The organism is Flavobacterium turcicum (assembly GCF_011365745.1).
Classification (GTDB): domain Bacteria; phylum Bacteroidota; class Bacteroidia; order Flavobacteriales; family Flavobacteriaceae; genus Flavobacterium; species Flavobacterium turcicum.
Genome location: NZ_JAAOBY010000001.1, coordinates 560,993 through 576,036 on the forward strand (window position 1 = coordinate 560,993; position 15,044 = coordinate 576,036).

At 35.4% G+C, this 15,044-nt stretch carries 14 protein-coding genes; 8 read left to right on the top strand and 6 right to left on the bottom strand.

Annotated features, from left to right (window positions below; translation table 11 throughout):
* Positions 1–108 precede the first annotated feature (108 nt).
* Positions 109–2,484, top strand: coding sequence for a penicillin-binding protein 1C (pbpC, locus tag G9Q29_RS02475; RefSeq protein WP_166132942.1), 2,376 nt, complete (start codon positions 109–111; stop codon positions 2,482–2,484).
* A 206-nt stretch (positions 2,485–2,690) separates the two neighbouring features.
* Here pbpC and G9Q29_RS02480 read toward each other — a convergent pair whose 3' ends face one another.
* A complete protein-coding gene (locus G9Q29_RS02480; RefSeq protein WP_166132944.1) occupies positions 2,691–4,235 on the bottom strand; it encodes an Rne/Rng family ribonuclease in 1,545 nt (514 codons plus the stop codon).
* A 379-nt stretch (positions 4,236–4,614) separates the two neighbouring features.
* Entirely contained in the window at positions 4,615–4,905 is a 291-nt protein-coding gene (locus G9Q29_RS02485) for an HU family DNA-binding protein (protein WP_066080765.1), read from the bottom strand.
* 133 nt (positions 4,906–5,038) lie between these two features.
* Here G9Q29_RS02485 and mutY point away from each other — a divergent pair, with 133 nt between their 5' ends.
* The 4 genes from mutY to gldD all read left to right on the top strand — a co-directional run bounded on the left by mutY (position 5,039) and on the right by gldD (position 8,486).
* A complete protein-coding gene (gene mutY / locus G9Q29_RS02490) occupies positions 5,039–6,076 on the top strand; it encodes an A/G-specific adenine glycosylase (RefSeq protein WP_166132946.1) in 1,038 nt (345 codons plus the stop codon).
* 43 nt (positions 6,077–6,119) lie between these two features.
* Entirely contained in the window at positions 6,120–6,563 is a 444-nt protein-coding gene (locus G9Q29_RS02495) for a single-stranded DNA-binding protein (RefSeq protein ID WP_166132948.1), read from the top strand.
* Positions 6,564–6,640: 77 nt separating this feature from the next.
* Positions 6,641–7,879 carry a gliding motility-associated protein GldE gene (gldE, locus tag G9Q29_RS02500; RefSeq protein WP_449528475.1) on the top strand — a complete coding sequence of 413 codons (1,239 nt, stop codon included), beginning with the start codon at positions 6,641–6,643 and terminating at the stop codon, positions 7,877–7,879.
* Positions 7,880–7,922: 43 nt separating this feature from the next.
* Complete coding sequence (gene gldD, locus G9Q29_RS02505; protein ID WP_166132952.1) at positions 7,923–8,486, top strand: gliding motility lipoprotein GldD; 564 nt, start codon at positions 7,923–7,925, stop codon at positions 8,484–8,486.
* Between the two features lie 79 nt (positions 8,487–8,565).
* On the opposite strand, the gene G9Q29_RS02510 is transcribed toward gldD, so the two are convergent.
* Positions 8,566–8,943, bottom strand: coding sequence for a heavy-metal-associated domain-containing protein (locus G9Q29_RS02510; protein ID WP_166132954.1), 378 nt, complete (start codon positions 8,941–8,943; stop codon positions 8,566–8,568).
* A 108-nt stretch (positions 8,944–9,051) separates the two neighbouring features.
* Between G9Q29_RS02510 and G9Q29_RS02515 the strand changes: the two genes are divergently transcribed.
* The gene (locus tag G9Q29_RS02515) at positions 9,052–9,918 is read left to right on the top strand and encodes a DMT family transporter (RefSeq protein WP_166132956.1); all 867 of its coding nucleotides are present in this window, start codon (positions 9,052–9,054) and stop codon (positions 9,916–9,918) included.
* A gap of 184 nt (positions 9,919–10,102) precedes the next feature.
* Here the strand turns inward: G9Q29_RS02515 and G9Q29_RS02520 are convergent, their stop codons facing one another.
* On the bottom strand, positions 10,103–12,151 hold the full coding sequence (locus tag G9Q29_RS02520) for a M16 family metallopeptidase (protein WP_225872873.1): 2,049 nt from the start codon (positions 12,149–12,151) through the stop codon (positions 10,103–10,105).
* An 11-nt stretch (positions 12,152–12,162) separates the two neighbouring features.
* On the bottom strand, positions 12,163–13,488 hold the full coding sequence (locus G9Q29_RS02525; RefSeq protein ID WP_166132958.1) for a M16 family metallopeptidase: 1,326 nt from the start codon (positions 13,486–13,488) through the stop codon (positions 12,163–12,165).
* A gap of 223 nt (positions 13,489–13,711) precedes the next feature.
* Between G9Q29_RS02525 and rplU the strand changes: the two genes are divergently transcribed.
* The gene (gene rplU, locus G9Q29_RS02530) at positions 13,712–14,134 is read left to right on the top strand and encodes a 50S ribosomal protein L21 (protein ID WP_166132960.1); all 423 of its coding nucleotides are present in this window, start codon (positions 13,712–13,714) and stop codon (positions 14,132–14,134) included.
* 23 nt (positions 14,135–14,157) lie between these two features.
* The gene (gene rpmA / locus G9Q29_RS02535; RefSeq protein WP_166132962.1) at positions 14,158–14,424 is read left to right on the top strand and encodes a 50S ribosomal protein L27; all 267 of its coding nucleotides are present in this window, start codon (positions 14,158–14,160) and stop codon (positions 14,422–14,424) included.
* A 144-nt stretch (positions 14,425–14,568) separates the two neighbouring features.
* Here rpmA and G9Q29_RS02540 read toward each other — a convergent pair whose 3' ends face one another.
* Entirely contained in the window at positions 14,569–14,997 is a 429-nt protein-coding gene (locus G9Q29_RS02540; protein ID WP_166132964.1) for a hypothetical protein, read from the bottom strand.
* Between the last annotated feature and the right edge of the window lie 47 nt (positions 14,998–15,044).

Consider the following 15,044-nt stretch of genomic DNA (forward strand, 5'->3'; position numbering starts at 1 on the left):
AACCTGTTAGGTATTACTATGTTAAACTAATTTTTATTTTAGGAATGTAAAAGCATACCTAACAGGTTAAAAGAAATCTGTTAGGAATAGAAACAAACAAACTTCACTTTGAAAAAGAAACTAATAGCGTTCCTACAACGCATCATTAATTGGATAAAAACAAATAAAATTAAATCATCAATAGCCTTTTTGCTATTGGTGGTTTATTATTTTTCGTTGCCACGAACTTTGTTTCAAGATCCGTATGCTACCGTGATTGAAAGTAAGGAAGGCGAATTGCTTGGCGCCAAAATTGCTCTCGATGGACAATGGCGATTTCCTGCACAAGACAGCGTTCCTGATAAATTCAAGAAGTGTATCGTTTATTTTGAAGACGAATATTTCTATAAACACCCTGGTTTCAATCCTGTGGCGATGGTCAATGCTGTTCAGCAAAACAGAAAAGCAGGCAAAGTAGTTCGCGGCGGAAGTACGCTGACGCAACAAGTCAATCGCTTGTCCAGAAACGGAAAAGGTCGAACCTATTTTGAGAAAATAATTGAGCTCATTCTCGCCACCCGATTAGAAATGGGTTATTCTAAAAACGAAATTTTAGAATTGTATGCTGCGCACGCCCCTTTTGGCGGGAATGTAGTGGGTCTCGAAATGGCTTCTTGGCGGTATTTTGGCGTCCAATCCCATCAACTGTCTTGGGCCGAAAGTGCAACATTGGCGGTTTTGCCGAATGCGCCCAGTTTAATTTATCCCGGAAAAAACCAAATCAAATTATTGAGCAAGCGCAACCGACTTTTATTGAAATTAAACCAAGAAGGAGTCATTGACAAGCAAACTTACGAGCTTTCGATAGACGAACCTTTGCCTCAAAAACCGTATGATTTGCCACAAATCGCACCTCATTTATTGCAACGTGTCGCGAAGAATCAAGAAGGAACTCGGGTGAAAACAACAGTAGAAATTGGGTTGCAAAACAGAGTCAATCAAATTGCAAAGTATTATTACAACCAATACAAGCAAAATGAAGTGCACAATTTGGCTATTTTGGTTATCGATGTGTCCAATAGAAAAGTGATGAGTTATGTGGGTAACTCGCCTACAGATGGCAATCATCAAAAAGATGTCGATATTATTGATGCACCAAGAAGTACAGGAAGTATTCTGAAACCACTTTTATACGCTGGTATGCTTGACGATGGGGAGTTGTTACCCAATACCCTAGTAGCGGATATCCCGACACAGATTGCTGGCTATACGCCTCAAAATTTTAACCTCACATTTGACGGAGCTGTTCCTGCCCATCGTGCATTAGCGCGATCGTTGAACATTCCATCTGTATTGATGTTACAGGATTTTGGAGTGAATAAATTTTATGAAGAATTAAAGCGATTCAAATTGCGGGATATTTCAAAACCGCCTGATCATTACGGTTTGTCACTTATTTTGGGTGGTGCCGAAAGTAATTTATGGGATTTGTGTAGAACTTACGCCGGTTTGTCTTCGACCTTAAATTATTTCAATAAAAATCAAGGGAATTATAGAGCTAATGAATTTGCTGAACTGAATTACGATGATGATTTTCAAGTTGATTTTGGTGTTGAAACCAAGCAAAAGAACATCTTGGGCGCAGGATCAATTTGGCTGACGTATAACGCAATGGAACAAGTCAATCGGCCCGAAGGTGACGAGGCTTGGAAATTTTATGAAAGTTCACTAAAAATAGCTTGGAAAACGGGAACAAGTTTTGGGAATCGGGATGCGTGGGCGATAGGTACTAATTCAAGATATGTGGTAGGCGTGTGGGTGGGTAACGCGACAGGCGAGGGAAGACCAACCTTGACGGGAGTTACTAGCGCAGCACCTATTTTATTTGATGTATTTAATTTGTTACCTAGACAACGATGGTTTGATACACCAATTAAAGATTTAGCAGAAGTTGAGGTGTGTAGTTTGAGTGGTTATTTGGCCAAGGATGGTTGTCCGAAAATAAAACAACTGGTTTCGAAGAAAGGAAAAAACACTTCTATTTGTCCGTATCACAAAACGGTGCATCTGGATAAATCACTACAGTTTCAAGTGAACAGCAGTTGCGAAAACATAGAAAATATTGTGACCAAAAACTGGTTCATTTTGCCACCTGTAATGGCTTGGTATTACAAAAGTCAGCATATTGAATATTTGCCTTTGCCACCGTTCAGGAGTGATTGTATGGGTACACAAACGGCTACAATGGATTTTATTTATCCAAAAACCAATAGCAAAATCTATCTTACCAAGAATTTTAATAGCGAAGTTCAGCCCGTGATTTTAAAAGTAGCGCATTCGCAAAGGGATAGTAAACTTTTTTGGTATGTTGACCAAGTGTTTAAAGGCAGTACAAAAACCTTTCATGAAATGCCAATCTCTGCAACGACAGGATTTCATTACATCACTGTGGTAGATGAATTTGGAAACGAAATTAGGAGGAAGATTGAGATTGTAAGAGAGTAGCTTTTTTAAATTCAAAATATCATTTTATTAGAAAATCTACTTTTGAAATTGATTCTCTTAGCCCAGATAGCAGCGGCATCTCCCGATTTTAAAAAACAAGGCTTTTTCGGCCGTAGTTTTTTTGATCGGGAATATAGCGGATAGCTGGAGAAAGCTCCTAAAAAAAGAGCAAAAAAAAAACTCCCCAATTTCTTGAGGAGTTTGTTTTATTCTATGACAGCATTTTCTTTTTTGTCATAAAAATGATATTCTAGGTACGTGTAAGCATCACGAGGTATAATTTTCACCCATTTTTTGTGCTCAAGAAACCATCTTGAACGCAATGATGGAAAACCTTTGGTAAGGTATGCGGCCACAAACGGATGTACATTAAGAACAACTTGATTGTGGTTTTTTAATACTCTTTCTAGATCAAAAGAAATTTTATCAATGATTTGAATTGGCGCTTCAATTTCGCCTACTACATTGTTTGGATCTTCTTCTCTGGTTTTAATATTAACTTCTGGTCTTACTCTTTGCCGTGTAATTTGAACTAATCCAAATTTACTAGGAGGTAAGATTTTGTGCTTGGCTTTATCATCGCTCATTTCTTCTTTTAAGAAATCGAACAAGACTTTGCGATTTTCAGGATTTGACATATCGATAAAATCAACTACAATGATACCGCCCATATCTCGCAGACGCAATTGTCTAGCGATTTCGGCAGCGGCAATCATATTGACTTCCATGGCAGTATCTTCTTGGTTGGTGGCTTTGTTAGAACGGTTTCCGCTGTTTACGTCAATAACGTGCAAAGCTTCGGTGTGTTCTATAATAAGGTAAGCCCCTTTACTCATGGAAACTGTTTTCCCAAATGAAGTTTTGATTTGTCGCTCTATGTTGTATTTCTCAAAAATAGGTGTGTCTTTTGATTGATAGAACTTTACAATTGATTGTTTGGATGGTGCAATTTCTTGCAAGTAATCCTTTGTTTGGTTGTACAACTCTTCATCATCTATTTGAATACCGCTAAAGGTATCATTAAACACGTCGCGAAGTATTGATGAAGCTCTGTTGAGTTCTCCAAGTACTTTTGACGGATGATGAGCAGTTGGTAATTTTTTACACATTGCAGTCCATCTGCTTAGCAGGTTCTGCAAATCTTTTTCTAATTCTACTGTGCTTTTGCCTTCGGCTACTGTGCGAACAATAACACCAAATCCTTTTGGTTTGACGGATTGCACTAATCGTTTCAAGCGTTCCTTTTCTTTTTTGTCTTCTATTTTTTGAGAAATAGAAACGCGGTCAGAAAACGGAACCAAAACTATAAATCTTCCTGCAAGAGATAGCTCAGCACTAATTCTTGGTCCTTTGGTTGATATAGGCTCTTTGACGACTTGTACTAATACAGATTGATTGGCATTCAAAACATCAGTAATGGTGCCATCTTTATCAATCTCTTTTTCAAACTGAAAGTTTTTTAGGGAGAAATCTTTTAATTTACCTGCGCTTACAAGTTTTATGAATTTCAGTTGAGAAGCAAGATTAGGTCCTAAGTCATGATAGTGTAAAAAGGCATCTTTTTCGAAGCCTACATTTACAAAAGCAGCGTTAAGTCCGGCAACTGGTTTCCTGATTTTGGCAATAAAAATATCACCAACTTGGAAATTGCTTTTTTCTTCTTCTTTGTGTAATTCAATTAGTTTTCCATCTTTTAATAAGGCAAAATCTACAGCTTCAGAACTAGATCTAATGATTAATTCTTTATTCATTTGTAAATTTTTATCCGAATTCTCAATCAGGGATTTGGGATTTGGGATTTGGGATTTTGCAATCCTAAATCTAAAAATCCTAATTCCTAAATCAATAATAGGGATGGATTAAACAATAATTTTACAGGTATTGTACCCGGGGAAAATTAGCAAGCGATTTTCAATTTAAGTTCACAGTTGAACTGCTTACTGAGACTGCATACTGCTGGCTGGATTTTCAATTTCAATGAACGTTTAAAAAGAAAAAAGTAGTTTAAAACTACTTTTTCTTCTTGTGACGGTTAGCTCTCGCTCTTTTTTTACGTTTGTGCGTTGCTACCTTATGTCTCTTTCTTTTTTTACCACTTGGCATGTCTTGTCGATTTTATGATTAATATTATTATTTTGCTTCGTTGTTCGTTTTTACACCTTCTACAAATACTTTAGCTGGTTTGAAAGCAGGAATATTGTGTGCAGGAATTTTTATAGTTGTATTTTTAGAGATATTTCTACCTGTTTTCTCAGCTCTAGTCTTCACTATAAAACTTCCAAAACCTCTTAAATAAACATTGTCTCCAGTTTCTAATGAATTTTTCACTTCATTCATGAAAGTCTCCACAGTTGCCTGAACATCTCCTTTTTCAAGACCTAATTTTTCTGAAATTTTCGCTACGATATCTGCTTTCGTCATTTTCTTTCCTATTTATAATGTTGTACTATTTTTTTGAGTTTGCAAATATAGGAATTTAAAAAACAATTATTCAAGCTAATTCATTAAATTTTAATTACATAAACTTTTACTTTTGCTAACAAATAATTAATTAATGGTTTTTTCTAAAACACTGATAAATTGGTACTTACAAAATAAACGTGATTTACCATGGCGTCATACATCAAATCCCTACGCTATTTGGCTCTCTGAAATTATGTTGCAACAAACGCGTGTAGCGCAAGGTTTGCCGTATTTTTTGTCGTTTACCACTGCATTTCCAACCGTTTTTGACCTCGCACAAGCCAATGAAGAGCAAGTTTTAAAGCTATGGCAGGGATTAGGGTATTATTCTAGAGCACGTAACTTGCATAAAACGGCGCAATACATTGCCCAAGAGTTGTCAGGTGTTTTTCCGGGAACGTACAAACAGTTGTTGCTATTAAAAGGAGTGGGCGAGTACACCGCTGCTGCTATTGCCTCATTTGCTTACAATGAAGCCGTTCCTGTGGTGGATGGGAATGTGTTTCGGGTGCTATCCCGTTATTTTGATGTGGAGACTGATATTGCTCAGGCTGCTGCCAAAAAAGAATTTGCAGCACTTGCGTCCGAGTTAATGCCTAAGGATGACCCCGCAATTTTTAACCAAGCCATTATGGAGTTTGGAGCCTTGCAATGCGTACCTAAAAATCCGGATTGTGCTAATTGTGTTTTTAATAATAGTTGCGTCGCTTTGCAGAAAAAGAAAGTGGATCAACTTCCTGTTAAGTCAAAAAAGCTCAAAGTACGAAATCGCTATTTTAATTATTTGGTTTTTGAGGACCTTCAAGGTAATACTTTGGTTCAAAAACGAACTGATAAAGGAATTTGGCATAATTTATATGAGTTCCCTGTTTATGAAACCGATAAAGAAGAGGATTGGTACCACGTTAATGAGCAAGTTCAGGAGGAGTATGGCAATGCGAAATCAAATCCTATTATATATGAGTACAATGCTAAAAGTATCGTACATAAATTATCTCACCAACATTTGCATATTAAATTTTGGAAAGTACAAGTTTCCGAAACCTTAGAATCAGCTATCGATATCGAAACTTTGCGCGCTTTTCCTTTTCCTATTGTCATTCATAATTTTATTGAAAAGGAACTTTAGAATTTCCAAAAAAATGTACCTTTGGTAAATACCACAAATTAAAATGAACGGAACCTTAAATAAAGTCATGCTCATAGGTTATCTTGGCGATGCCATAAAGATGCACTATTTTGATGGTGGCAACTGTATTGGTCGCTTTCAGTTGGCCACTCATGAAGTGTATATCAATAAAACGACTAATGAAAAAATCACTTCTACCGAATGGCATAATTTGGTAGTACGCAATAAAGCCGCTGAACTTTGTGAAAAGTATTTGTCTAAAGGAGATAAAATTTATGTGGAAGGCAGAATAAAATCACGTCAATGGCAAGCTGAGGACGGAAGTACAAAGTTTGCTAACGAAATTCAAGTAACCGAATTTACCTTTTTGTCAACCAAAAAAGATACTGAAAACAGCAAATCGGTTACTAGTACTGATACCTCAAAAAATAGTAATTTTGAAAGCGATACACCACGCACATTGCCGATCAATGATTTGCCATTTTGATTGTTTAACTAACACCCTTTGATTTGGACCCAGAGCCCAGTTTACTTTTTTTTACTTTTGCGCCTACTAGCCAGCTATTGGTAGGTCTATTTATTTTTATACTAGTATTTTGTGCGGCTGTTGTAGCTGCGGCCGAAGTAGCTTTTTTTTCGCTTTCGGCAAAAGATATAGCACTGTTTCAGGTTTCTCCTTCAATTGAAAAAAAGTTGAGTCGTTTACTCAGCAAACCCAATAAACTGAGAGCAAGTTTAACTATTGCTAACAAAACTTTCTATTTGGCAATCATAATCCTCTTTTTGCAAGAGCTTAAAATGAGTTTTATTTTTTCTGAAAATTCTTCTGTTGTTAAAATTCTTGGAATCGTTTTTTTGATTGTAGTGTTGTTGTTTTTTGCAGATGTATTGCCCAAAGTACTCGCCAGCCGAAACAACTATTTTTTTGTAAAGAAGTTAATACTGCCTGTTTATTGGTTAGATGTGTTACTATCGCCAATAAGCGCTCCGATGCGAAAGTTGACATTGTATTTGCACCATAAGTTTACCAAACAAAAAACTAATTTATCCGTTGATCAACTCTCGCAAGCACTGGAGTTAACAGCCGAAGATGCTACCTCAAGCGAAGAGCAAAAAATATTAGAAGGAATAGTAAGTTTTGGAAATACCGATACAAGGCAGGTAATGAGCCCGAGAATTGATATTTTTGCAATCGAAATTTCAGATTCGTTTGCAACCATTTATCCGCAAATAATCGAAAAAGGATATTCAAGGATTCCTGTTTATAAGGACAATATTGATCAAATTGTTGGCGTTTTGTTTGTAAAAGATTTGTTGCCTTACATTCATACACTTGATTTTGATTGGAAATTACTTTTACGCGAGCCCTTTTTTATACCTGAAAATAAAAAGCTCGATGATTTACTGAAAGATTTTCAAGGTATGAAAAGTCACTTGGCTATTGTGGTTGATGAATACGGAGGAACTTCAGGATTGGTTTCGTTAGAAGATGTAATAGAAGAAATTGTGGGTGATATTAGCGATGAGTTTGATGATGATAAAATCAATTATTCGCAAATTGACAGTAAGAATTTCCTTTTTGAAGGGAAGATAAATCTAAAGGATTTTTATCGTATCGTTCCTGTTGATTACGAATTGTTTGAGGCTAACAAAGGTGAAGCTGAAACATTAGCGGGATTTATATTAGAAATAGAAGGTGGTTTTCCTAAAAAAAATCAAAAATTGGTTTTTGAAAATTGTCAGTTTACCATTGAGGCAGTCGACTCCAAAAGAATAAAACAAATTAAAGTAACGATTTTGTAATTATAAACTAGTTTTGCAGTGCAGTTTTAAAATGAAAGCTAAGATGTTAAAAAAGATACCTGTTTTTGCGGTTTTATTGGTTAGTGCAATAAGTGTTATGTCCTGCAAAGACGAAATTTTACCAAAACCAAAGAGCTATTTGCGATTGGATTATCCAGAGGCCAAGTACGTTAATTTTGAAAATGAATGTCCATTTGTTTTCGAAATGAATGAAGATGCCGTTATAAAAAAAGATAAAGACTGTGGTTTGAGTATTACGTATCCTAAAATGAAGGCGACTATTTTTTTGACCTACCAGCCAGTCAATAAAAACATCAATAATTTGCTACGCGAAGCACAAACATTGACGTATAAGCACGTGATCAAGGCAGATGATATTTTGGAGCAGCCGTATTTAAACACTGATAAAAAAGTGTACGGCATGTTTTATCAAGTGAATGGTAATGCGGCAACCAATTCGCAGTTTTATGCAACAGATAGTACACGTCATTTTGTAACTGGTTCTGTTTATTTTTATGCAAAACCTAATTTCGATTCTATTATGCCTGCGGCTAGTTACATTAAAAACGACATGCAGCGCTTAATGGAAACAATGAAGTGGAAGTAATTCCATTGTTCTGAAATTCCCAAAAAAAAAAGCATTCCCGGTAAGAGAATGCTTTTTTTTTGTTTAATGAAAAATCAATTTACGATTTCATATTCGAAACCTTGTATGTTTTACCATCGGCAACAGCCTCAACTGTTTGAGTTAGTTTAGCTGGCGATTGTGCAGTTTTGTCATAAACCACTGTAGCTAGTTTGGTGTCAAAGTCTACGGTAGCTTTTGATACTCCCTCTAATTCGGTTAGTTCTTCTTGAATTGTTTTAGCACAACCTACAGCGCAAGTCATACCTTCCACAGCAAAAGTTGCGGTTTTTAAATTAGCGGCAGCAATTGGTTTTTTTGCTTGTGGTGCTGCGGTCAAGGCAAGCTCTGCTTTTGTTTTTTCTCTGGTATTTTCTTTGCAAGCTACCAATAAAGTACTTGCTAGTGTTAGAACGAGTATTGCTTTTAGTAGTTTCATAATGTGTATGTTTTTAAAGGAAATTCGAATTAAATTCTATGCAAAATTAACTAAAAAAAGCAGTGCTAATTCATAAAATAATTACAATTTTGAACCCAAATTACAAGTATGGAAGCAAAGCAATTAAAATGGGTTTACTTAACGGTATTGGCCCTTGTGTGGGGAAGTTCGTTTATTTTGATAAAAAAAGGTCTCGTTGGTCTCACGCCACTGCAATTAGGGTCTTTGCGTATTTTGTTTGCAGCGCTATTTTTGGTGCTGATAGGTTTTAAAAGCATTTCTAAAATTCCTAGTTTCAAATGGAAATACATTGCGTTAACCTCTTTGTTTGGAACATTTATTCCGGCTTATTTATTTGCAATTGCGCAAACCGAAATAGATAGCTCGGTTAGTTCCATTTTAAATTCTTTAACGCCGCTCAATACTTTAATCTTAGGAGCCGTTTTTTTTGGTTTGCATTTTAAGCGAACGCAAATTATAGGGATTGTTATTGGTTTAGCAGGAAGCGCTTTGCTTATTTTAAATGGTGCTATGCATCATCCAGAGCAAAATTACTGGTATGCTATTTTAGTTTTAATTGCCTCTATTTGTTATGCCTTAAATGTCAATTTAATCAAAAAGTATTTGCATGATTTGAGTCCGCTGAGCATAACCACGGGTAATTTTATAGTTTTAAGTCTGCCTGCTTTGGCGGTTTTGTTTGCCTCTGGTTTTTTTGATGTGGTGCAGCAAGAACAAGTGCAGCAATCAGTACTTTATATCATAGTATTGGGAGTAGTAGGAACTGGTATTGCTAATATTTTATTTTTTAAACTGATTCAAATGTCATCGCCAGTATTTGCAACATCAGTAACGTATTTAATCCCGGTGGTGGCATTTTGTTGGGGTTTACTAGATCAAGAAATGCTAACTCCTGTTCAGTTTTTAGGTGCTTTCATTGTATTGATCGGTGTGTATTTATCAGCTAAGAAATAAATGCGTTGTCATAATTTTTCACGAAAGTATTTAGTTTTAAGTTAACGTTTTCACTAGTTTAGTGAGTTTCGTTTGAAGAAAATTTGCTACCAAATAATATCGAAGTAGCGCTTATCTGGTAATTATCAGAAGCAAAAAAGGCTGCCTAGTTCTAGACAGCCTTTTGTATTATATGGTGTTTTGATTATTGAAAATCAGCATCAGTTACACCTTCGTTTACTTTTACTTCAGATAATTTAATATCTAAATCAAAACCAACATTTTGAATAATGTTAAACGGAAGTTTTACTCCTTTTACATCTCTGTAATCCGAATAGTTAGTTGTTTTGGTCATACTTTTTCCGCCTTGTTCCATTAAAATAGATTCAGCAATTTTAAGACCTGAAGATACATCAAAATACAAAGTAGTTTTTCCGTTTTTCACAGCGTAAGCTTCTTTTCCGTTGATGATTTCGATAGATTCTAATTTTAGATCTTGTTGTTTAGCAAGTGATAATTCTGGTATTGGCATAGCAACTGCTCTCATTTCAGCAAGTGCAGCTCCTTCAATGTTCTGACGCTGTCCTTGTTGCATTACGTAGCCACCTTTTTCGTTTACTACTTGTTTCATTAAACTCATAGTTCCCATTGCTAACTCTACCATGATTTTTCCTTTTACATCAGATTTTGAGGTAAAACTCAATGGTGATGGTGCTTGTGGAATTGTTGTAGAACCTATCATCGTAACTGTTTTTACAGCCGTTGCTGCTTTTTCGCCACCAATAGCTTTAATGTAATTGTCAAGAACTGTTTTTGCAGTAACACCTGCTGGCACCGCTTTTTTCATTTCTGGTTTTGAAGTAGGATTACCGTATTTGTCAAAATAGTAAATAGGGTATTTTAGTTTTTCTAATCCAGAAACCACATCAGCTGCTTTTCCAACAATGATAATACGGCTGTTGTCAGCTAAGAAGTATTTGTTAGCAACTCTCATTACATCATCTGCAGTTACAGCACTGATGTTTTTGATGTAGTTCTCGTAAAAATCAGCTGGCAAACCTTGTGTTTTTGTTCTCAATGCGTACCCAGCAACGGTTTGTGGTTTTTCAATTTGCATTACAAAACGACCTATATAACCTGCTTTTACATTAGCCAACATTTCATCGGTAACTTTTTCGGTTCTGATTTTTTTGTATTCTTTGAAAATTTCAACAACGGTACTGTCAGTTACTGCGTTACGTACTTGAGTCGAAGCGCTAAAAGTAGAGATTCTTTTGTCGCCGTAAATTCCAGTGCGCGCACCGTAAGTCCATCCGTGAGCTTCTCTTAAGTTCATGTTGATGTAGCTATTAAAGTCACCACCTAGGATTTGATTCGCAATTAAAACTGCAAAATAATCTGGATCAGTCATTTTTAAATTAGACATGTTTACCACATTAACTTCTGACTGGACTGCGTTAGGCATGTCTACAAAGTTAATTTGTGTTTTTGTCACATCTTTTGGATCAGCAAAGGCAAGAGATGGTGCAGCAGCTTTTTTCCAAGAACCAAAGAATTTTTCGACCATTTTCTTAGTTTCAGTCACTTTTACATCACCTACTATAATAAGGTAAGCATTGCTTGGTACAAAATAAGTACTATAGTTAGCTTGTACGTCAGCAAGCGTTACATTTTTCAATGTAGCTTCGCTTACATATTCTCCTGCAGGATGGTTTTTTCCGTATGTTAAAACATCAACCACACGCGCTGAAACAGCTGAAACACTTTTTTCATTCGACTTTAAGCCTTCAATTAATTTAGCTTTTTCTTTATCGAATTCTTCTTGCGTGAATTTAGGATTCAAAGCACCGTCTGCCATTAATTCTAAAACACGACCTGCGTATTTAGATAGTGAACTTGCAGAGGCTCCGTTAGAACTAAAATTGATGTTAGCTCCTAAAAAATCTACCTCTTCATTGAAGGCAGTTTTAGAGATTTTGGTAGTACCGCTTCCCATAAGGCTGCTAGTCATATCAGATACTCCTTTTTTGTCACCTTCAGTATACGGATCGTTGTCTAGAGTAAGACTAAAAGATACACGTGGAAGTTTATGATTTTCAACCACAAGTACTTTTAAACCGTTTTTTAATTCAAAAGTAACTGGTTTTCCAATTTTTATAGTTGGAGCTGCTCCTGGTTTTGGCTGGGGTATGATCTGTCCTTGCATAATAACTGTTAAGAACAAGCTGGATATAATTAATATTGATTTTTTCATGATGAGATATCTTATTTTTGAGCTTTGTCTTTAGATGGCACATAATCCAAAACTAATCTTTGGTTTGGATTTAAATATTTTTTAGCAACTTCTCTAATCTCTTCACGAGTTATAGAACGGTAAATGTCGATTTCAGTATTGATTAGGTTAATATCTCCGTACAATAAATGGTAAGTTGCTAAGTTGTCAGCAATACCGTCGATGGTTGAGTTGCTGTTTACGTATTGATTCTCAAATTTGTTTTGTAATTTTTGCAAATCGTTTTCTGATAATAATTCAGTTTGAAGTTTCGCAATTTCAGCATCAATTTCAGCTAAAATACCTTCAGCTGTGTTAGGAGCCTGCGGCAAGCCGTAAATGATGTAGCTTCCGTAGTCCTCTTGGTTGTTGCTAAAAGCACCAATTTGCAATGCCATTTTCTTGTCGTCAACAATTTTTTTGTACAATCTTGAGCTTTTTCCATCGCTTAAAAGAGAAGAAATCATATCCAAAACTCTAGCATCTCTGGTTTTCATTGATGGCGTTCTGTAGGCTGCTACGATTGCTGGAATTTGAATATTAGGATCTTCAAATGTAGCTTTAATTGTTTGTGTAATTGGTTCCTCTACAAAAGTTTCTCTCTTAACTGCAGCTCCTTTTTTAATTGGTCCAAAATATTTTTGAATCCATTCTTTGGCTTGCTCTGGTTTAAAATCACCTGCTACAACAAGAACAGCGTTATTTGGCACATAGAATTTCTTGTTGAATGCTTGAAATTCTTCTAAAGTAGCGGCGTCAAGGTGATCCATTGAACCAATAGTTGCCCAACGGTAAGGGTGTTTTTTAAAGATGTTCTTTTTTACTTCGGCTAAGAAATTCCCGTAAGGTTGATTGTCAACACGCAATCTTTTTTCTTCTTTAACTACTTCATTTTGAGTGTCAACTCCAATTTGGTTAATTACCGGGTGTAGCATTCTTTCTGCTTCCATCCATAATCCTAGTTCTAGGTTATTTGATGGAAATACTTCGTAATAATAGGTTCTATCGTCAGTAGTGTTGGCATTGTTCACACCACCATTACCGGTTACGATTTTAAACCATTCACCACGTTTTATATTCTCTGTTCCTTCAAATAATAAGTGTTCGAAAAAGTGTGCAAAACCAGTTCTTTCTGGATTTTCGTCTTTGGCACCTACATGGTACATTACAGAGGTAATTACAGTTGGAGCCGATGGGTCATTGTGTAAAATGACGTGTAAGCCATTGTCAAGTTTGTATTCCTCAAAAGCTACTTTTTGTGCAGAAGCTACTCCTCCTAGCATAAATAAAGCACCTAAAGCCATTAATGAATTTTTCATAAGGTTAATAATTTTGTTAAGTATGGTAATTTGTAATACTATGATGGGTTTTGTTACAGTCGAAATTAATATAATTTAAACTTTAACAACTGTTTGGGTTGAGGTTGATAAATATCAAGAAAATCAAGGTTTTATAGGTTTTGAATAAATTTTATAGTTGTAATTGCAGATTAAAAATATAATTGTATATTTGCAACCTTAAAAATTATTAAAACAATTCAGTATGTATGCAATCGTAGAGATAGCAGGGCAACAATTTAAAGTAAGCAAAGACTTAAAGGTTTATGTAAACCGTTTGTCTAACGAAGAAGGTTCAAAAGTTACTTTTGACAAAGTTCTTTTAGTAGATGACAACGGAGCAATCACTTTAGGCGCCCCAGCTATAGAAGGTGCTTCAGTAGAAGCTAAAGTGTTACAACACTTAAAAGGAGATAAAGTTATCGTTTTCAAAAAGAAAAGAAGAAAAGGATACAAAAAGAGAAACGGTCACAGACAATATCTTACTCAAATTGTAATTGAAGGTATTACTGGTGTTGGTGCTAAAAAAGCAGCTCCTAAAAAAGCAGCAGCTGAGGCAACTACAGAAGAAGTAGAGGCTCCTAAGAAAAAAGCGGCTAAAGCTAAAAAAGAAGATACTCAAGAATAATAACAAAATAAAACTAATACGTCATGGCTCACAAGAAAGGTGTCGGTAGTTCGAAGAATGGTAGAGAATCAGAATCAAAACGTTTAGGCGTTAAGATTTTTGGTGGTCAGGCTGCTATTGCTGGGAACATCATCGTAAGACAAAGAGGTTCAAAACATAATCCAGGTGCTAATGTTTACATCAGTAAAGATCACACACTACACGCAAGAGTAGATGGAGTTGTTTTATTCCAAAAGAAAAGAGATAACAAATCTTATGTTTCTATCCTTCCATTTGAAGTTGAAGCATAATTGATTTTCTCAAGTCATTAAAAAACCCATTTCGAAAGAAATGGGTTTTTTTGTTTTATTATGATATTTAAAATCTAGAACAATTTAAAAATGCTATTCATTCTTTATGTCCAGATGATTTGTTTATCTGAATCTAAAAAGAAATCAATTCTCGTAGATTTTATATTTGTTGTCTTCTGCAGCTGCTTCTAATTCTTTTAATTTTTTGGTGCTATATTCAACTTTGAGTATTGCATGTGCTAGCTCTTTTTGGAGTTGATCTACCTTTCTTTTATAAAATTTATGTTTGGGGCTTTTATCGTTAGTTTCTAATAATTTTAATTGTTCCAAATTGCTTTTTAACTCTTCGTCTATTTCCCATCTTTTAGCAGCTAGCTTAACTAGTTTTTTTTCTTGAGCAATTATTCTATTGTTTTCAAGTTGTTTTTGAGAAAAGGATTTTGGTTTTACCGTTTCTAATTGCGGGATTTTTGCATATTTTTCTTCTCTCGGGTACATCAAAGGTAATGTAGGTGTTTGAGCGTAAACCGCCGCAGATAGCAGTAATAGCAAGGTAATTATTGTTAGTTTCATTTGGCTTATCTTGTGTCGCCAAAAATATATAAATAAATTTTATTTTT

What these genes read in the sequence shown, in the direction of transcription:
- G9Q29_RS02485 (WP_066080765.1), bottom strand. Translation starts at nt 4,905, where the DNA reads ATGACGAAAGCAGATATCGTAGCGAAAATTTCAGAAAAATTAGGTCTT.
- G9Q29_RS02495 (WP_166132948.1), top strand. Translation starts at nt 6,120, where the DNA reads ATGAACGGAACCTTAAATAAAGTCATGCTCATAGGTTATCTTGGCGAT.
- G9Q29_RS02480 (WP_166132944.1), bottom strand. Translation starts at nt 4,235, where the DNA reads ATGAATAAAGAATTAATCATTAGATCTAGTTCTGAAGCTGTAGATTTT.
- G9Q29_RS02540 (WP_166132964.1), bottom strand. Translation starts at nt 14,997, where the DNA reads ATGAAACTAACAATAATTACCTTGCTATTACTGCTATCTGCGGCGGTT.
- rplU (WP_166132960.1), top strand. Translation starts at nt 13,712, where the DNA reads ATGTATGCAATCGTAGAGATAGCAGGGCAACAATTTAAAGTAAGCAAA.
- G9Q29_RS02520 (WP_225872873.1), bottom strand. Translation starts at nt 12,151, where the DNA reads ATGAAAAAATCAATATTAATTATATCCAGCTTGTTCTTAACAGTTATT.
- gldD (WP_166132952.1), top strand. Translation starts at nt 7,923, where the DNA reads ATGTTAAAAAAGATACCTGTTTTTGCGGTTTTATTGGTTAGTGCAATA.
- mutY (WP_166132946.1), top strand. Translation starts at nt 5,039, where the DNA reads ATGGTTTTTTCTAAAACACTGATAAATTGGTACTTACAAAATAAACGT.
- rpmA (WP_166132962.1), top strand. Translation starts at nt 14,158, where the DNA reads ATGGCTCACAAGAAAGGTGTCGGTAGTTCGAAGAATGGTAGAGAATCA.
- G9Q29_RS02515 (WP_166132956.1), top strand. Translation starts at nt 9,052, where the DNA reads ATGGAAGCAAAGCAATTAAAATGGGTTTACTTAACGGTATTGGCCCTT.
- G9Q29_RS02510 (WP_166132954.1), bottom strand. Translation starts at nt 8,943, where the DNA reads ATGAAACTACTAAAAGCAATACTCGTTCTAACACTAGCAAGTACTTTA.
- G9Q29_RS02525 (WP_166132958.1), bottom strand. Translation starts at nt 13,488, where the DNA reads ATGAAAAATTCATTAATGGCTTTAGGTGCTTTATTTATGCTAGGAGGA.